Here is a 16,414-nt window from a genome sequence, read left to right as displayed (position 1 = left end):
TCAACCCAAAAATCCCTTGTGTTCGGATGCTCAGGGGATTCTTTGCGTGCGATCGGACGCTTACTGATGCGGAAGCCGCAAGGAGCGCGGCGCCCGGCTGGTCATTGTGAACCGGGAGCCGACCCCTGCGGATGGAGCAGCCGATCTGATTATCCGCCATTCGATAGGCGAGGTGCTGCGGTGGACGGATGGGCAGCTTTTCGGCAGGCGCACATTGAACCTGCCACTGTACGAATCATGTGCAGCCGGCTCCGGGATGTCGTAGCCATTCCATCGGCAGCTGGCGGAGCAGGCGGAACGGGAAGGTGTATCCTTAAATCAATACGTGCTTTACAAACTAAGTCGCTGATTATTCAGCGGCTTGGTTTTTATTGCAGGGAAATCCTTCAACGTCAGTTAATAGCTTATAATTTGCTATTACTACACGAGGCAGGGTTTGTTAAGGGCACAATTCTGTGGACAAAAGAAAAGTTTGGGTTGGGGACTTAATAGCGGAGGGGTGGGGGCATGCGTTTAAACGAGCCTAACCATACGATGGAAATCAAAACAAACGCTCCTGGGAACGTAGGCAGCAAAAAGACGGAGCCTCGCATCTGCGGCTCCGCCTCTTCAACTTGCAAGATGAACCTTATTTGAGATCAGGTTGTTCGGCCGGCTCTCCCCAGCATTCGACATTGCGAAGCGATTTGAAATTCGAGAGATGGAAGACCGGATTTTTACCCTGGCGCTTCTGCTCCCGGTAATCCTTCAGCGCATCGAAGGCGACTCGGCCCAGCAGCACAATGGCAATCAGGTTCGTAATGGCCATGAACGCCATGAACAGGTCGGCCAAATCCCATACGATCCCGACCTTGGCCACGGACCCGAACAGAACCATGCCCACCACGGCAAGACGATAAATGAACAGCCACTTTTTACTCTTTTTAATAAACTCGATATTCGTCTCCCCATAATAATAGTTGCCGACGACCGAGGTGAACGCAAAAAGAAATACGGCAACCGCAACGAAGCTAACGGCCCAATTGCCGGTATGAGTGGACAACGCGGCTTGCACAAGCTCGATTCCCGTCAGCCCTTCCGTACCGTACGCGCTGGAGAACAGTACGATAAAAGCGGTCGCGCTACATACCAGCAGCGTGTCCACAAAGACGCCAAGGGCCTGCACCAAACCTTGCTTCACTGGATGCGTAACGTCGGCTGCGGCTGCGGCATTCGGGACGCTACCCATTCCCGCTTCATTGGAGAACAGCCCCCGCTTAATCCCCATCATCAGTGCAGCGCCCAATCCGCCGCCGGCTACTTGCTCAAATCCAAATGCGTTCCGTACGATGAGTCCCATCACCGCAGGAAGCTCCGATATATTGGTAATGACAATGTAAAGGGCAAGAAGTACATAACCGCCCGCCATCACGGGAACCAAGTACTCAGAAGCCTTCACGATTCGCTGTACGCCGCCAAAAATGACAAACGCAGTGAGGGCAGCGACACCGACGCCGACCCAGAAGCGATCCAGGCCATAGGCGCTCTCCAAGGCTAGGGAGATCGTGTTCGCTTGCACCGAGTTAAACACAAAGCCGTAGCATATAGTGATGAGAACGGCGAACAGCACGCCCATCCAGCGTTTGTTCAGCCCCTTCTCCATATAATAGGCAGGCCCTCCGCGGAAGCCGCCTTTGTCCTTCACCTTATAGATCTGCGCCAGTGTCGATTCAATAAACCCAGTTGCCGCTCCAATCAAGGCGATAATCCACATCCAGAAGACGGCACCCGGTCCACCCGCTGCAATCGCGAGCGCAACCCCCGCCAGGTTCCCCGTGCCTACCCGGGAAGCCGCGCTGAGGCAAAAAGCGCCAAACGAGGATATCCCGCCTTGACCGTCTTTGGAGCTGCCTGCGCCTTCTCCCAATAAGCGAACCATCTCGCCCACCATTCTAAATTGGACGAACTTCGTTCTGAACGTGAAGTACAAGCCTGCCACAACCAGAATAACAATCAGTACATAAGACCATATCGTATTGTTAAAAGAAATAAAATCGTAAATAAACTCCAAAATTCTATCCACCTTCCTTGTGTTCGTCAAATGTCATCAACCGCATGAAGCTACTGGAAACGTGATATGAGGGGCGGCCCAAAATAGATCTGTTCGGGTGGTAGAATCCTAGGGATTACCGTATAAAAATGTTTCACTTATTATACATTCACGATAATAATATGTAAATAAAAACTATTAATTGGTACTCTATGACCCTTGATTGGTTAATCGAATCACATCTAGCAACGCTATTTTTTGCTTCGTCTTCTCGTGATACAGCCATCTGTCCTTCACATGGTCCACGAACAGCACGCCATTCAAATGATCAATCTCATGCTGAATGCAGCGCGCAAGGTACCCTTCCCCCTTCAGCGTGAAGGACTTCCCTTCCCGGTCCAGACTGGTCACGGTGACCGCATTCGCTCTCTTCACATGTCCGTAATAACCGGGTAACGATAAACAGGCTTCCGGTCCATCCTGTTCCCCGCTTAATTCCACGATCTCGGGATTGATCAGCTCGATTAAGCCTTCACCGCAATCCATCACGATCACTCTGCGCAGGACCCCGACCTGCGGGGCGGCGAGGCCGGCGCGTCCTTCGCTGGCATACAGCGTATCCACCATATCATCCAGCAGCTTGATGATTCGCGGCGTCATCGCATCCACGGGCTTGGCAACCTTGCGCAGAATCGGGTCCCCAAAAGGCAATATCGCGCGTTCTGCCATCACTTTACTCCTTTCTCCTTCATTGGTGGCGTATGCACCCACAAATCATTCGGCGTGCATTCCAGAGCCGTGCACAAGGCGTCTAGCGTCTCGGCCTTCATTTGCCGCGGTTGTCCGTTCATCAATGCGCTAATCGATGGCGCGGACAAAATATAATTCGCTCTTTCACGCAGCAAGCGGGACAGTGCCGCCCCCGACCATATTCCCCTCTCCGCCATCACCTTGCGCAGCATCCATACGAGCATATGAATGATCCTCCTGTTTCCGGAAATTTAGCTGTCGGCTAAATTTATTAGGTATTACCTAATATATGCGATAGAACGCAAAATGTCACCTGAAAATATCCTGAAAAGACAAAAAAATCATTTTCCGGCGAGGAATCTGTCTGCCCCTTCGCAGCCCGACAACCCGGATCGATGTGTCACAGGCGAGAGTGGCCGGTAAGGCGACTATCCAAGAACCAGGCGGCATAGTCTATGAAGAAAGAATGCATATGGGATGTGATGTCATGCAGGATCATCCGCCAACCTCGCGGCATTGTTTGTGCCCGCCCGAACTTCCTTGTCTTTCTTGTGGATGAGGAGCGATACCCGCCTGAATATGAAAATGCGGATCGGCAAATGATGAAGGTCTGTGAAGCGCTGACCCGTTCTTCCTTTTACGATAATACGATTGTCATCTTTACATCCGATCATGGCGAATTGCTGGGGGCGCATGGCAATCTGCATCAAAAATGGTACTGTGCCTACGAGGAGGTCATTCACGTCCCATTCGTCATTCATCATCGGGGTCTTTTCCCGCAGCCGCAGCACACGGATATGCTCACGAGCAGTGCGGATCTCCTGCCTACCCTGCTCGGGCTGTCAAATATAGATACCGAGGAGATTAGAGGGCGGCTCCACGGCCGATTCAGCGAAGCCCGCCCCCTGGTGGGACGGAATCTCGCTCCGTTGATTACGGGACAGAGCCGCCCTTCGCTGCCCGATGAACCGATTTATTTCATGACCGATGATGACGTGACTCGAGGCCAGCATCAGGCGAATCCGCTCGGTATGCCTTATCCGTCAGTTCGTCAACCGAACCATGTCGAGACCGTCATGGCCACCCTGGATCGCAATGGCAGCACAGAGCTCTGGAAGCTGTCCCGCTATTTCGATAACACCCAATTTTGGAACCTGCCTGGACAAAAAGATGTGATCTCCCAACCCGTGGGAAACCCGGCTTGCGGACAACCCCGTTGGGTTACTCAGGTAAAGACGCAGCCGCTGCCATCTCCATCTCCTCCCTACGGGGATGGAGGATGGGGATATTTTCGTGCCCGAACGGGTTATTTCGAGATATCGACGAACCCTTCGCCGAACACGTCTCGCACATCATGAATCGTAATGAAGGCGTCTTTATCAATCGCTTTTACGATCTTTTTGAGCGTGCTCACTTCTTGCTTGCTGATGACAATATACAGAATCTCCTTCGGCATTTTCGTATAATGCCCATGACCGTATAAGACGGTAACTCCCCGATCCATGACGACATTGACCTGCTCTGCGATCTTGTCATGCTCCTTGGACACGATCGTAACGGCCTTCTTCGGGTTGACGCCTTCAATGATGAAATCCATCACCTTCGTCCCGATATAGAGCATCACAATGGTGAACATCAGACTCTCCGCGCCAATAATGAAATAGGAGGAGAAGGCGACGATCAGATCAAAGAATAACAGAGCATAGCTCACGTTCCAGTCCAGATATTTATTCATGATGCGGGCTAAAATGGTCGTTCCCGCGGTCGTTCCGCCGACTCTGATTATTAAGCCGATCCCTACGCCCGTAAAGATTCCCCCGAATATCGTGTTAATGATCAGCTCATTCGATTCAATGCGCCAATCCTGGGTCAGATGCAGGAACAGCGAGTTGAAGACGACGGCGATGATCGTATATACGGTCGTATTTTTGTCCAGAAATTTGTAACCGACGATTAACAAAATGGAGTTCAAAATGAAGCTGACGAGCCCCGGAGACCATTGGAACAGGTAGTACAGTATGATGGTGACCCCCGTCACCCCGCCTTCGCCGAGCTCGTTCGGAATGACGAACACATTGATGGCCAGAGCAAAAATCAATGCCCCCGCCATAATGACAAAAATGTCGATGCAACGTTTTTTCATAATATGATCCTTTCCCGTAACGCTTGTAGTGATTATGGCAGCTATTCTGATGTACGCGCGCAAGCCCGTATCCGTATATTTTATCAAAAAAAGGGAGTCCGGTATGCGATCCGCAGCAAAAAAGCACCTGACTTAGCGCCGGTGCTCTTGTTGTATCTCTATGCGATAATTCCATTCATCATGATATGATTCCGCGGTCTATGTATCCATCGGGATATGATCCCAATCTTCCTCATCGCAGCCGACCATCCAGAACAATCCCCTGCGTCTCTCCATGACGATGCTTTCGTTCATGCCGGCCGGGGCTTCCTTCCCATGGATCCGGCTATCGACGCATGCCCAATGCAGCCGGTAGATTTGGTCGGCTTCATCCAAGATCTCCTCCCGGCTGCGCAGAACGGTCTTCCCATAGAATTCCTCGAACGATTCGCATCTGGACACCGCCTCAATCGCATACTCGCAGTCACAAATATGATCGGGGAAGTCGAGCGATTCCACCAGACCGAGCGCCCAGATAAGCGTCCAGTACGCTTCGTACTGCCACACAATATTGACCGCCTCTTGCTCCACCGGTTCGGCATCCTGCAGCAGCTTGCGCTCCTTCTCCGTCAATTGGTCCTCCACCTCGAATTTGCGCAGCATGCGCATCACGAAGTCCTTCGATTCTTCCAGATCTCCGCCTTGGGCCGCATCGCAAGCGTATTGGATCACAATTAACAGAGCAACCGCTCTTCTCGCAATATCTTCTTGCGGCTTCCACAGACATGCCGCTGCGGGCGGGAGCAGAGGCAAGGTCTCCAGATGCGGAATGCCGCGCTCCTGGATATAGGCGATGGACGCGCGCTTTCTTCGCTCGCCTTCCTCGGAAGTCATCTCCTGCCCCATCACTTTATTGGTGCAGGCCCGGGGAGAGAAGTCGGCCGGTCCCGACGTTCCGTCGGGGTGGACAATCACTTGTCCGTCGCTATCGAGCAGCGTCCCGTCCTGCAGGAATCCGATGCCTTCGATGGCGGCCAGCAGCGCCGTGCACAATTGCAGTTGGCCTTCGTTCAGCTCCTTCTCCGCTTCGATCGCAAGCAGCGTATTGAAGACGGATATTTGCGTAAGGACCAGTTCCTTCCGATTCTTGTCGGCGAAAGGAATACGATTATAAAAGCCCAGCATCCCGGGTATATTGGCTTCGAAATAATCGGGATTTGTTGTATCCTCGGTCGAGACTCGAATCGTCAGCTTGTGCTTTTGGAACAGCGAATTGGATTGGATGACATACTCATTGCCGGCTTGTTCGATCTGGTAGCCTGTCGCGAACACGTCCGCTATCTTATCCCCGATATCATCGATATCGTTCCTGGAAGCAAATATGGTGAAATACTTCAAACTCCACGACCTCCCCGGAATACATATATTGCTAGCCTACTTGACTCCCGAAGCGGCTGTCAAACGCACGAATGCATGTCCCGTCCTTGGATCGGTCGAGCACGGCGTACACAATTCGCTCGAAGAACCTGCCGTAGCCTTCCTTCAGGAGCAGCTCATGCCACCAACCGGCGACCAGCTCCGGATCATTGCGGAACACCCCGCAGCCATATGCGCCCAAGACAAGATTGCGGTCCCCCCGGTTGGCGAAGATGGCCAGCGCCAGACGCATGCGTTCTTGCATGACCCGCTTCGCCTGTTCCGGGTCCTCGCCCTTCAGCAGCACCTGCCCGTAATTGACTGCCGGCAGCGTCAACACCGAGGCGGTCACCGGCTGCTCCAGCAGCTCGAACCGCTTATCGCGGAAAAACACCACATCCGGCGAATAGATGGCATGGTCGGTATACATCATCGATTTGCATGCGCGGTTGGCCCGATAGTAGCCCTCATGGCGCACTTGCGTAGCGTACAGGCCGCTTGATGCGGCGAGGCTCTCCTCCTGCGCCATCGCCCCGTTCAGGAAGCCGCCTCCCGGATTTTTGGCGCTGGCGAAGTTGAGCACGCCGACCCGCTCGGTGCCGGCCCGAGCGAAATCAAGAATCGCCTGTACCGTCGCCTCGTTGGCTACCGTGTGCTCCGCCAGCTTCCCTGCGGAAGGCGGCATACAGTTCCGCACCAGTTCGGCCCCCTGTTCCGGCGTAATAAGCACGCTGCGGTCCTCCGAATCGTGCTGCGCCGCGGCGAAATCGACCCGCCGCCCGTTCATTTCATAATATCCTTGCTGCATATAGCGCAGCGTATCTTGTGCGATTCCCTTTCGTTTCATACTACTCCCCTTCTTGTGCTAAAAGCTGATCCCGGATCTCGGTCAATGCGAAGCCCAATAGATTTCGGCCCCGCCATTTCATCGGATTCTCCGCGTCCGGATTGGCCTTGCCCATCCCGATGCCCCAGATGCGGTCGCGCGGGCTTGCCTCCACGAGGATCCGGTTTTTCGTCGTTTTCAGAAAATTCCACAGCTCCGGATTTTGCGAAAACTTGGCATGGTTGCCCCGCTTCACGATTTCATAGCAGTTGCGCTCCCATATGTCCTTATCGAAGTTCTTCACGGCGCGGCCATAAGCTTTCATCTCTTTCGGATGCTTCGCGTTCATAATCGCCGCCTTCATCTCGTCGTCGCCGAACAGGCGTGCCTTCTCCGCCATCATATACTGTTCCGTGCAGGAATAGCGCTCGCCGTCGACCGTGAATTCGCACATCCACCATTGGCTGAAGCAGCTCTGGTTGACGCTGCCGTCTGCTGGCGGCGTATGTCCCCAGAAGAATACATATTTGAATTTCTGACCCGCGTTATGAGCCTTCCGCAGCTCTTCTATGCTGTACATCATCATATCCTCTCCCAGCTTCTCCGGTACAGCCGCGACGGGCGGTGACCGGCGTTCTCCGTATAGTGATCCGTCTCCTCGACGAGATGGGCCACCTTCCGCCGGAATGCGGCCTTCAGCAGCTCACGGTCGAGAATGACCTCGTATACTTGCTGCAATTCCGTCAAGGTGAACAGCTTCGGCATCAGATGCAGCGCAATGTCCGTATACTCGACCTTGCCCCGCAGCCGCTCGATGGCGCAGGCGATGATCTTCGTATGATCGAAGGCCAGTCCTTCGTTGGAGACGATGGCATACTCCGTCGCATAAGCCGTATCCGTCGATGTGACCTTCCGCTCCACTACGGCAGTCAATATGTCATCTCCGTTGACCAGCGTCAGCTCGTACTGCCGCGTCTTGAGGTATCCATCCCCCAGCAGCTCCTTCGACTCCCGCAGCAGCCGGTACGAGACCTGGAACCAGGCGGCGTTGTCAGCGTCGTCCCCCGCCTCCACCTGCACCTGGCTGCTGTCGATGAGCGCCATATACGAGCAGCTCATTACCCACGTCCGCGGGTCGCGGCCGGGCTCGCTGAACGTATACAATTGCTCCAGGTAGACGTTATCTACGCCCGTCTCCTCCCGCAGCTCCCGCTGGGCCGCTTGCTCCGTCGTCTCAACGGGACGGACGAACCCGCCCGGCAGCGCCCACTGCCCCAGATAAGGATGCCCGCCGCGCTGAATGAGCAGGATGCGCAGCTCCTTCTCCGGCAGCTTGCGGTAATTATCCTCCGCGGTATCCGTCACCGTGAAGATGACCATGTCCGTCGCGACCGACGGACGCTCATAATCCCCTGCGCGGTATTGCTCCAGGAACTCCCGTTCCGTTAGCCCATTGCGATCCCGCAACTCCATTGTTCATCACCTGTTCGTAAATATTTGATATTATCTATTTGATACTAACAATATATGCGACGGGGCGCGCTTTGTCAAGGTTGTCGTGGTTAGGTTGGCCAAAAAAGACCGTATCCATAACAACGGCAGACAAGGCGGGCATTCATTGAGATTTCGAATCCAACGTTTCCAGCACATCTTTAATAATGCGATAAATTAGTTTCTTTTCTTCCAAGGATCGGTTATAAAGTAGTGAATTAACAACTTCCAGTAGTTGCGCATCTTCCAGATTGGAAGATAACACATCCATCTCGTGCAACTGAAACATCTCAGTAGGAGTAATATTGAGACCATGGATAAGCTTCTCCAGTGTTTGTATGGAAATATTGCGATCTCCCCGCTCAACAGAGCCTATATAGGATGGATTCAGACCTGCTTTTTCCGCTAATTCTTCTTGTGTGAGGTTAATTTTCTTTCTCAAATATCTTAATCTCTCCCCAATCAACTGCAGCAACAACGGTTTACCACCTCTCTTTCAGGTTAGAGAAGCATCATACCTGAAAACAGAGTATTAAAGAAGGGATTTGTTTGATATCTGTTCATATATACACTAATATTAAGGATCAGTACTGTTCATAATTCTGACCGCATTATGACCAAGAAGGGTGAAAAGGAATGCATTACTTTAATGTAGCTTTATGCCCCGAAAAAAATAGGCTGCCTTATTTGCAAGGCAGCTTTGTTCGACCGCATGTCTATTTATTTGAAGACTGTCCGGCAGGGGATGAGGATGATGCTTACTCTCTCTCCTATCATAAAATGCAAAACTTGATTGCGTCTACACCTTATCAGGCTCATATTAATCTGTATGCTACCCATATGGATTCGTTACTGAGAGGGGCGGTTGACGGCTTTATTCATTATCAATCCCGCTCCTGCAGGAGATTGCTCGTATGGATGATATATTCCTTGCAAAAGGACAGCAAGGCTTGGGGTTATTATCAGCATGCCATCGAATAGAAAGTGTCCTCTGCCTATCGCCTAGGAAATCATGCCCCGAAACTCCTCCACAAAGCCGTTCAGCCCGTCTTCTGTGAATCGGGCGCGCACTTGCGCCAAGGTTATCCTTCTAGATCTTTTTCACAAATTCAGACTTTAACTTCATCGCTCCAAAGCCATCGATTTTGCATTCGATGTCATGATCCCCATCGACCAAGCGTATATTTTTAACCTTTGTTCCGATTTTCACAACGGATGAGCTTCCTTTGACTTTCAAGTCTTTGATCACGGTTACGGAATCCCCATCGTTCAGGACATTTCCATTGGCATCTCGGATGATTCGTCCATCCTCGTTAGCTTCCGCTTCGGCCCCTGGCGTCCACTCATGTGCACATTCCGGACATACCAATAGATGTCCATCTTCGTACGTATATTCAGAGTTGCATTGCGGGCAGTTTGGCAAATTAGACATAGTTACATTAACTCCAATCGTTATTAATATGTTTATATACTGGCATAGATTTCTCATATTGGCAAATTCACTGGACCCTACGGTTACTGCATAAGCGAAGAAAATAAAAAAGAGCGGGATAATCCGCCCTAACGCAAGGTTTACTCGTTTTCCTTATGCCACATTTCTACGACTTCCGAAATAGGAAGCAAGCCGCCGGAAGCAAGCCGAAATCGTGTATCTTCCGGAACACGAAGCTGCTTACCAGGATGATACGTAATTCCTTCAAACCGACCTCCTTCGTGCCAATTGGTTATGGTGGTTTGACTTACCCCAAAATATTTCGCTAATTCTCCAGATGTGTAAGTTATGAGAGATGTCGGAGCATGCGCTTCAAGCGGAAACCGGGTGTACCACTTCGGCACAATCAACTCGAAATGGTCATGATCATCCATGACTCTGTCGATCTTCATCATCATGGAATCCAGCTCCTCCGGCCGCACCTTCAGAATCCAGACAACGGATGAGATCAATGTCATGCCCAGATAGAGCGAATACAGCCGCCAAAATGCCTCGTCAGGCTCATTGTGATGATGATAGCCCCGAATTTGCCCGACTGCAAAAGGCACGCTCACTTCGGCGCTGAACATCCCGACCTTCACGAAGTCGTGCAGCGGATCTCCCCAGTCGCTTCGGTTGAAATCGATGACCCCCGAGAGCTTGCCGTCCTTCACGATGAGATTGCCGCTATGGTAGTCGTCATGCTGGAAAAGATTCGGCCTGTCCTGCATCAAGTGAAGGTGGCCGTCAATGAAGGATAACAGCCTCTCCTCATGGTCGATCGCCACGCCGCAGCTGGCATATTCCGACCGGTACCGCTGATGCTTGGCAGCCATCCTGTCATGCCAGGATTTCATGCTGTCCGGGCAGGCGACATGATGGATCTTTTGCAACTCCTCGCCCGCTTGCACGCCAATCGCGTACTGCTCTTTCCCGGGAAGGAGCGGCAGATCGTCCGACGCCTCATTTCCCTCCACGTAGGAGACAATCATATACCCGAGCCGCTTATTAGGGAGGACGCCGATGTCAACCGCCCGGGAGCATGTCACCCCCTGTTCCTCCATCATGATGAGCCTGCTGTACTCCATTCTTTTGTTCTCAACTTGATCAATGCCATACGTCCTTAAAATATATTGAGGCCAGCCGCTCTGCCCATACACGATATACTTACTGTCGCTGGAGTATCCCTTGTGAATCTGCTCGATATTGGCGCTGTCCCGCAAGCAGGGAATCGCGCTGCGGAACAGGCCTGCATCGTTCATCATATCCCTCACCTTCGTATCCTCCTCCGTACGTTCATTTCAACGAACCCAAAGCATTCTCAGTTATATTTATTCGCGTCTGGGTGCGAAGACCCTTTTCCCAGATCGATAGCGGGCCGATATATATGTAGTGACAAAAGAAAAAGACACCTGGTAGGATGTCAGATGTCAGAATGCTCGCTGAACAAAGGAGATGGATGATGGTGAGCAAAACGCTAAAGCGTTCGCAAGAGGAAATCGATATTTCGGGCTTTGAGCTCTGCTGCAGGCCCTTAGTTCATACACGGCCGGTTGAATGGGTGGCGGCAGTGCGTGGATCTTCCCCGATCGTTCTCAGGCTAGAAGCAATAAGGAACTGGGCCGTGTAATACGTAAGCATAATCAACGGCCCTGCGAAGGCAACATCGGATACAAATCTATCCCACGCCAATATAGAGTCCGATACCGCGAACAGCACGCTGCCGGCCATCGCCAGCTTGTTCCCCGTCATGATTGCGGACCAGATCATGAAGGAAATGACGATAATATAGACAAGTACAGCGGCAGCCAAGACGTAATTATCGGCTTGAATCAGCGCTTGAAGCAGATGCCAGCTCATGAACGAGGCATACGCCAGGATCGGAATGAGCATGAAGAAGCGAATGCCGGAGATGCGCCATCTGCTTATAAATGAAGTCACATAGAACAAATGCCCGATGAGGAAGGCCGACAGGCCAATGATGAACCAACCCAACAGTCCATCGCCGAGCATACAGAAAAACAGCCCGATTCCTATCATCCAATGACATCTCTTGCGGTTGAATGGCATGTGAAGATACCCGTATGCGATAATCAGCCACATCGGAATTAATTTGAACAGCAGCTTGACCGCCTGCGGCTCGTCAGGAATCACGAAAATATAAAGGATACCCATGACAACGATAAGTGAGGGCAGCCCATACTTCACCACAGGAACCTCTCCCTTCATGCATAGTCCATATATAAGCGGCTCCGTATATCCTATTCTGCATACCTTCAGTAAATGTCTTAATGGCAAGCTGCATCCCGTTATGGACATTAAAAAACGGAGTGCCTCAACAAAGACACTCCGCAATCGCTAACCTGTTCCTATTCGATTAATCCCGATTCGCCAGCTTGGCCAGGAGACGGACAATCTCGATGTACAGCCATACGAGGGTCACGAGCAAGCCGAATGCCCCGTACCACTCCATATATTTCGGCGCGCCCTGCTGCGCCCCCTCTTCGATGAAGTTGAAGTCCAGCACGAAGTTGAGAGCCGCGATAATGATGATGACGACCGAGATCCCGATACCAATCGGGGTGCTGTCATGCAGATAAGGCACCGTTACGCCAAACATCCGAAGCACAAAGCTGAGCAGATAGACAATCGCGATTCCTGCCGTTGCGGCGAATACGCCGCGCTTGAAGCCTGCCGACGCCTTGATCATGCCCGTCTTGTAGGCAAGCAGCATGCCCATGAACACGCACATTGTCAGCAAAGCCGCCTGGAGGGTAATGCCGTAGTACAATGATTCATAGTTGGCTGACAATGCCCCGAGGAACAACCCTTCCGCAATTGCATAGACAGGCGTCAACAACGGCGCCGTCGAAGGCTTGAAGCTGATGATCAGGGCCAGAATCAGGCCGCCAATCGCTCCGCCTATCATATAAGGCAACATTTCGTACCCATTGAAGAACATAGTCCAAGAGACAACGGCTGCCCCCACGAGCAGCGCCAGCGTCATGAACGATTTGTTCACCGTGCCGCCAATCGTCATCGTCTCTTGTCCATTGTAATGTCCGCTATTCTCAAACGTATTCTCGTTGAGCGTCGGATTTCCACTGCGACCAATCAAATGAAAGAACCTCCCAATATATATTTAAACCTATATTACCATATGTTAATATATTCCTCCACCTTGATTGTGAAATATAATGCAATGATTCCAACCGAGATTAGCCCCTGAATCACGCAGAGATGACACTTGTCATACAGATCTCTTTACAGGTGTGAATGTTTTGTCACCCTCTTTACAACTACAATAAGGCCACGGTAATCAATGTGAGAAGAGGGGGAGTAATGTGGAGCAACGCAAAGGGCGAATTCGACTGCTTGATATTCTGCGGGGGTTCGCCATCCTGGGAACACTTGGGACGAACATCTGGATATTCGCGCAATTGGGAGACCTGTCTTATCTGTTGACGGACACTTATACCGGCTGGTGGGGGCTTGATGATCTGCTCAGGATGATTGTGCTCTTCCTTGTGAACGGGAAGATGCTTGGCTTGTTGACGATTATGTTCGGAGTCGGACTGGAATTAAAGTACCAGCAAGCAATGCGCACGGGGAAAGCTTGGCCAGGCGTTTATATGTGGGTCCTCCTCATCCTGATCATGGAAGGCCTGCTTCATTTCACCCTGGTCATGGAGTATGACATCCTCATGAGCTACGGGATCACTGGCATGATTGCGGCCTTTATCGTCCGAGGCGGTGACCGCCTCATATCGATTACGATGAAAGGGATTGGCAGCGTCCATGCGGTCATCATCTTGGCGATCCTGCTTCTTTCCTTGATGGCTCCCCATAAGTCGCTGGGCAGCTTCGATCCGATAGTTACTCTCTATCAAGACGGTTCTTGGCTGCAGCAGATCCAATATCGGCTGTCTCATTTCCTACTGCTTCGCTTGGAAGCCATTTTCGTTATACCCATGAATGTCTTTTTGTTTTTGCTTGGCGTCCGTCTCATGCGCTCAGGGGTCTTTGCCCAAGATGAGAACGGCCACAGGCAGCGTCAAAAACTGTTGAAACTGGGGCTCTTTCTCGGTCTGCCGTTGAACCTGTTGATTTTTATTCCTGGGGGCGCCTTTGATCTGCCTGTGCGCTATTTATTTGCCCCATTCCTTTCCCTTGGGTATATAGCACTCATTGGAAAAATGATACAATATACGAAATGGAACTGGCTGTGGCGCCTGCTTGAACACGCCGGGAAGATGTCTTTAAGCTGTTATGTTATGCAAAATATTATCGCTTCCGTCCTTTTTTATGGCTGGGGATTTGCTCTAGGCGGAAAGCTGAATTCCGTGGCCGTTATAGCGGTCTGGATCGGCATTTCCTTATTCCAGCTATGGTGTGCCTCAACATGGCTTCGTGTCTTTAAGCTGGGGCCGATGGAATCGGTCCGCAGACGCGCAGTGGGAATCTTCGAGTCCAGATAAACCGATAACCGAACTGGAGGCCATCCATGATATTCAAGATCTACCCAAGAGATCAAATCAAGAATTATTTGCTCTTAGATGTTATCGCGATCGTGTATTTATTTTACATGGTTCTCAGCTCCCGTTCGAATCCGGGTCTCTTGGGAAGTCTCCTTCTTCTGCTTTCCTTTCTTGTTTCCTTTTATATCGGACTGTGGCATCGCAATGGGTATCTGCTAGCGGCAGTTCTAGCCGGTCTTGCTACAACTGCTCTGATCAGTATGTACATCGACCCGAACCTCTTAGTCTTTGGCTTTATATTTGCCGACCTGATCGGAAGGTCGAAGTCCAAGTGGCATATTGGTATCGCGATTGCCGCCATTGCCCTTATGTTTATCCTCGTGTATGGGAAGAGGACAGACAATTTCCTATTCCTGCCTATCATGATTATTCAAATGCTCTTCCCTATCGTCATTCATATTATGGAAAAGGCCAAGCGCTTGCAGAGCAAGCTGGATGCAGCCAATCAACAGCTTGAAAAGTACATTCAGCAGGAGGAAAGGCAGCGTATTGCGAGAGATCTTCATGATACGCTGGGGCAAACCCTTATGATGATTAAGCTGAAATGCGAGCTGGCCAATAAGTGGATAGATAAAAACCCGATACAGGCCAAGGAAGAACTGAAGGATATACTGTACACATCGAGAATCGCCTTGAAGCAGGTAAGAGAGTTGGTGTCGGATATGAAGTTCATCTCGCTGGCGCATGAAATCGAGCATTGCCGCAAGCTGCTGCATACGGCAGGGATTGAACTGGACATCGTGGAAAATGGAACGCCTCCCCTGTTAGCTAGCGTAGAAGAAACGATGATTGCGCTCGCGGTTCGGGAAGCGGCGACCAATATTGTCAAGCACAGTCAAGCAAAGCAATGTACAATCAGGCTGGAAACGGTGGACAATCTATATTGTGTGTCGATAACGGATGACGGAGTTGGCCTGTTGCCTATAGCAACCGGAAATGGAATTCAGTCAATGAAGGAGCGGATGCAAGCCCTTCATGGAACCTTCAAGGTGGGCAGCTCACCGGGCGGGGGAACGTCTATTTCTATGCAGCTTCCGCTTCGTCAACTCGGAAAGGAGAGCCCTGCCACATGATTCGAGTCGTCATCGCCGAAGATCAGCAAATGCTGCGCGGCGCCTTCGCCTCATTGTTGAAATTTGAACCCGATATGGAGGTGCTGGCTGAAGTGCCGGACGGGAAACAAGCTTGGGAGGCGATACAGCGGCATCAGCCTGATGTGTGTGTGCTGGACATTGAGATGCCTCTCATCAACGGCCTTGCGTTGGCGGAGCAAATCAGACATGTCGGCTTGCCCTGCAAAATCATGATCGTGACTACGTTTGCCCGGCCCGGCTATTTACAAAAAGCGATCGAGGCTCAAGTGAATGCCTACTTGTTAAAAGATGAACCGATTGAATATCTGATTGAGTCGATCCGCCGGGTCATGGCTGGGGAACGGGTGATCAGCACCGATTTGGCGGCAGCCCTCTTTATGAAAGAAGTTAACCCGTTAAGTGAAAGGGAAGCAGAGATGCTACGTCTTACCAAAACAGGCATGACGACAAGTGAGATCAGCAAGGCCCTCTTCTTAACGAAGGGGACCGTGCGGAACTATTTGTCCGCAGCGATTCAGAAGCTGGAAGCCGAATCGAGACAGCAGGCCGTAAATATTGCCGATGACAAAGGATGGCTCTAGCTCGCGAGTGCACGGCATGCGCCGCTCGGCCCGCATCCAGCGCCCACCCAATTTTACACCAAAAACTCTACCCCTGCCCGTTTCGGGCAAGGGTAG

General features: G+C 51.5%; 18 protein-coding genes and 1 pseudogene. 6 read left to right on the top strand and 13 right to left on the bottom strand.

The window, feature by feature from the left end:
* Positions 1-106: 106 nt before the first annotated feature.
* A complete protein-coding gene (locus DQX05_RS31975) occupies positions 107-265 on the top strand; it encodes a hypothetical protein (RefSeq protein WP_310735662.1) in 159 nt (52 codons plus the stop codon).
* A gap of 12 nt (positions 266-277) precedes the next feature.
* Positions 278-349: pseudogene (locus tag DQX05_RS12250) on the top strand (toxin-antitoxin system HicB family antitoxin); the annotation flags it as partial.
* Between the two features lie 279 nt (positions 350-628).
* Here DQX05_RS12250 and DQX05_RS12245 read toward each other — a convergent pair.
* The 3 genes from DQX05_RS12245 to DQX05_RS12235 all read right to left on the bottom strand — a co-directional run bounded on the left by DQX05_RS12245 (position 629) and on the right by DQX05_RS12235 (position 3,003).
* Positions 629-2,050 (bottom strand): alanine/glycine:cation symporter family protein, encoded by a 1,422-nt coding sequence (locus DQX05_RS12245; RefSeq protein WP_119793902.1) that lies wholly within the window; start codon positions 2,048-2,050, stop codon positions 629-631.
* A gap of 189 nt (positions 2,051-2,239) precedes the next feature.
* Positions 2,240-2,758 carry a peptide deformylase gene (def, locus tag DQX05_RS12240; RefSeq protein ID WP_119793900.1) on the bottom strand — a complete coding sequence of 173 codons (519 nt, stop codon included), beginning with the start codon at positions 2,756-2,758 and terminating at the stop codon, positions 2,240-2,242.
* Positions 2,758-3,003 carry a helix-turn-helix domain-containing protein gene (locus tag DQX05_RS12235; RefSeq protein ID WP_119793898.1) on the bottom strand — a complete coding sequence of 82 codons (246 nt, stop codon included), beginning with the start codon at positions 3,001-3,003 and terminating at the stop codon, positions 2,758-2,760. Before DQX05_RS12235 ends, def begins: the two co-directional genes overlap by 1 nt.
* Before the next feature lie 231 nt (positions 3,004-3,234).
* Between DQX05_RS12235 and DQX05_RS12230 the strand changes: the two genes are divergently transcribed.
* On the top strand, positions 3,235-4,137 hold the full coding sequence (locus DQX05_RS12230; RefSeq protein ID WP_119793896.1) for a sulfatase-like hydrolase/transferase: 903 nt from the start codon (positions 3,235-3,237) through the stop codon (positions 4,135-4,137).
* Here the strand turns inward: DQX05_RS12230 and DQX05_RS12225 are convergent.
* The 10 genes from DQX05_RS12225 to DQX05_RS12175 form a co-directional block, all read right to left on the bottom strand.
* A complete protein-coding gene (locus tag DQX05_RS12225) occupies positions 4,086-4,922 on the bottom strand; it encodes a YitT family protein (RefSeq protein WP_087440351.1) in 837 nt (278 codons plus the stop codon). The two genes, DQX05_RS12230 and DQX05_RS12225, sit on opposite strands and share 52 nt — an antisense overlap.
* A gap of 198 nt (positions 4,923-5,120) precedes the next feature.
* Positions 5,121-6,299: a DUF4272 domain-containing protein gene (locus DQX05_RS12220; protein WP_119793894.1), complete on the bottom strand. Its 1,179-nt coding sequence runs from the start codon at positions 6,297-6,299 to the stop codon at positions 5,121-5,123.
* Between the two features lie 31 nt (positions 6,300-6,330).
* The gene (locus tag DQX05_RS12215) at positions 6,331-7,164 is read right to left on the bottom strand and encodes a TIGR02452 family protein (protein WP_119793893.1); all 834 of its coding nucleotides are present in this window, start codon (positions 7,162-7,164) and stop codon (positions 6,331-6,333) included.
* Position 7,165: 1 nt separating this feature from the next.
* On the bottom strand, positions 7,166-7,726 hold the full coding sequence (locus DQX05_RS12210) for an NADAR family protein (RefSeq protein ID WP_119793891.1): 561 nt from the start codon (positions 7,724-7,726) through the stop codon (positions 7,166-7,168).
* The gene (locus tag DQX05_RS12205; RefSeq protein WP_119793889.1) at positions 7,726-8,616 is read right to left on the bottom strand and encodes an NUDIX hydrolase; all 891 of its coding nucleotides are present in this window, start codon (positions 8,614-8,616) and stop codon (positions 7,726-7,728) included. The genes DQX05_RS12210 and DQX05_RS12205 overlap by 1 nt, the downstream gene beginning before the upstream one ends.
* Before the next feature lie 142 nt (positions 8,617-8,758).
* Entirely contained in the window at positions 8,759-9,112 is a 354-nt protein-coding gene (locus tag DQX05_RS12200; RefSeq protein ID WP_259391935.1) for a helix-turn-helix domain-containing protein, read from the bottom strand.
* Positions 9,113-9,724: 612 nt separating this feature from the next.
* Complete coding sequence (locus tag DQX05_RS12190; protein ID WP_119793885.1) at positions 9,725-10,066, bottom strand: zinc ribbon domain-containing protein YjdM; 342 nt, start codon at positions 10,064-10,066, stop codon at positions 9,725-9,727.
* Between the two features lie 140 nt (positions 10,067-10,206).
* On the bottom strand, positions 10,207-11,370 hold the full coding sequence (locus tag DQX05_RS12185) for a phosphotransferase (protein ID WP_259391951.1): 1,164 nt from the start codon (positions 11,368-11,370) through the stop codon (positions 10,207-10,209).
* 274 nt (positions 11,371-11,644) lie between these two features.
* Complete coding sequence (locus DQX05_RS12180; RefSeq protein WP_259391934.1) at positions 11,645-12,316, bottom strand: lysoplasmalogenase; 672 nt, start codon at positions 12,314-12,316, stop codon at positions 11,645-11,647.
* 166 nt (positions 12,317-12,482) lie between these two features.
* The gene (locus tag DQX05_RS12175) at positions 12,483-13,223 is read right to left on the bottom strand and encodes a Bax inhibitor-1/YccA family protein (protein ID WP_119793881.1); all 741 of its coding nucleotides are present in this window, start codon (positions 13,221-13,223) and stop codon (positions 12,483-12,485) included.
* Between the two features lie 226 nt (positions 13,224-13,449).
* Here DQX05_RS12175 and DQX05_RS12170 point away from each other — a divergent pair, with 226 nt between their 5' ends.
* Genes DQX05_RS12170 through DQX05_RS12160 form a run of 3 tightly spaced genes read left to right on the top strand, consistent with a single transcriptional unit; the run spans position 13,450 to position 16,318 of the window.
* Positions 13,450-14,583 (top strand): DUF418 domain-containing protein, encoded by a 1,134-nt coding sequence (locus DQX05_RS12170; RefSeq protein WP_119793880.1) that lies wholly within the window; start codon positions 13,450-13,452, stop codon positions 14,581-14,583.
* A 26-nt stretch (positions 14,584-14,609) separates the two neighbouring features.
* Entirely contained in the window at positions 14,610-15,716 is a 1,107-nt protein-coding gene (locus DQX05_RS12165) for a sensor histidine kinase (protein WP_119793878.1), read from the top strand.
* Positions 15,713-16,318 (top strand): response regulator transcription factor, encoded by a 606-nt coding sequence (locus tag DQX05_RS12160; RefSeq protein WP_119793877.1) that lies wholly within the window; start codon positions 15,713-15,715, stop codon positions 16,316-16,318. Before DQX05_RS12165 ends, DQX05_RS12160 begins: the two co-directional genes overlap by 4 nt.
* The last annotated feature ends 96 nt before the right edge of the window (positions 16,319-16,414 follow it).

The organism is Paenibacillus thiaminolyticus (assembly GCF_003591545.1).
GTDB lineage: Bacteria > Bacillota > Bacilli > Paenibacillales > Paenibacillaceae > Paenibacillus_B > Paenibacillus_B thiaminolyticus_A.
This window is presented reverse-complemented; position numbering and strand designations above follow the sequence as displayed.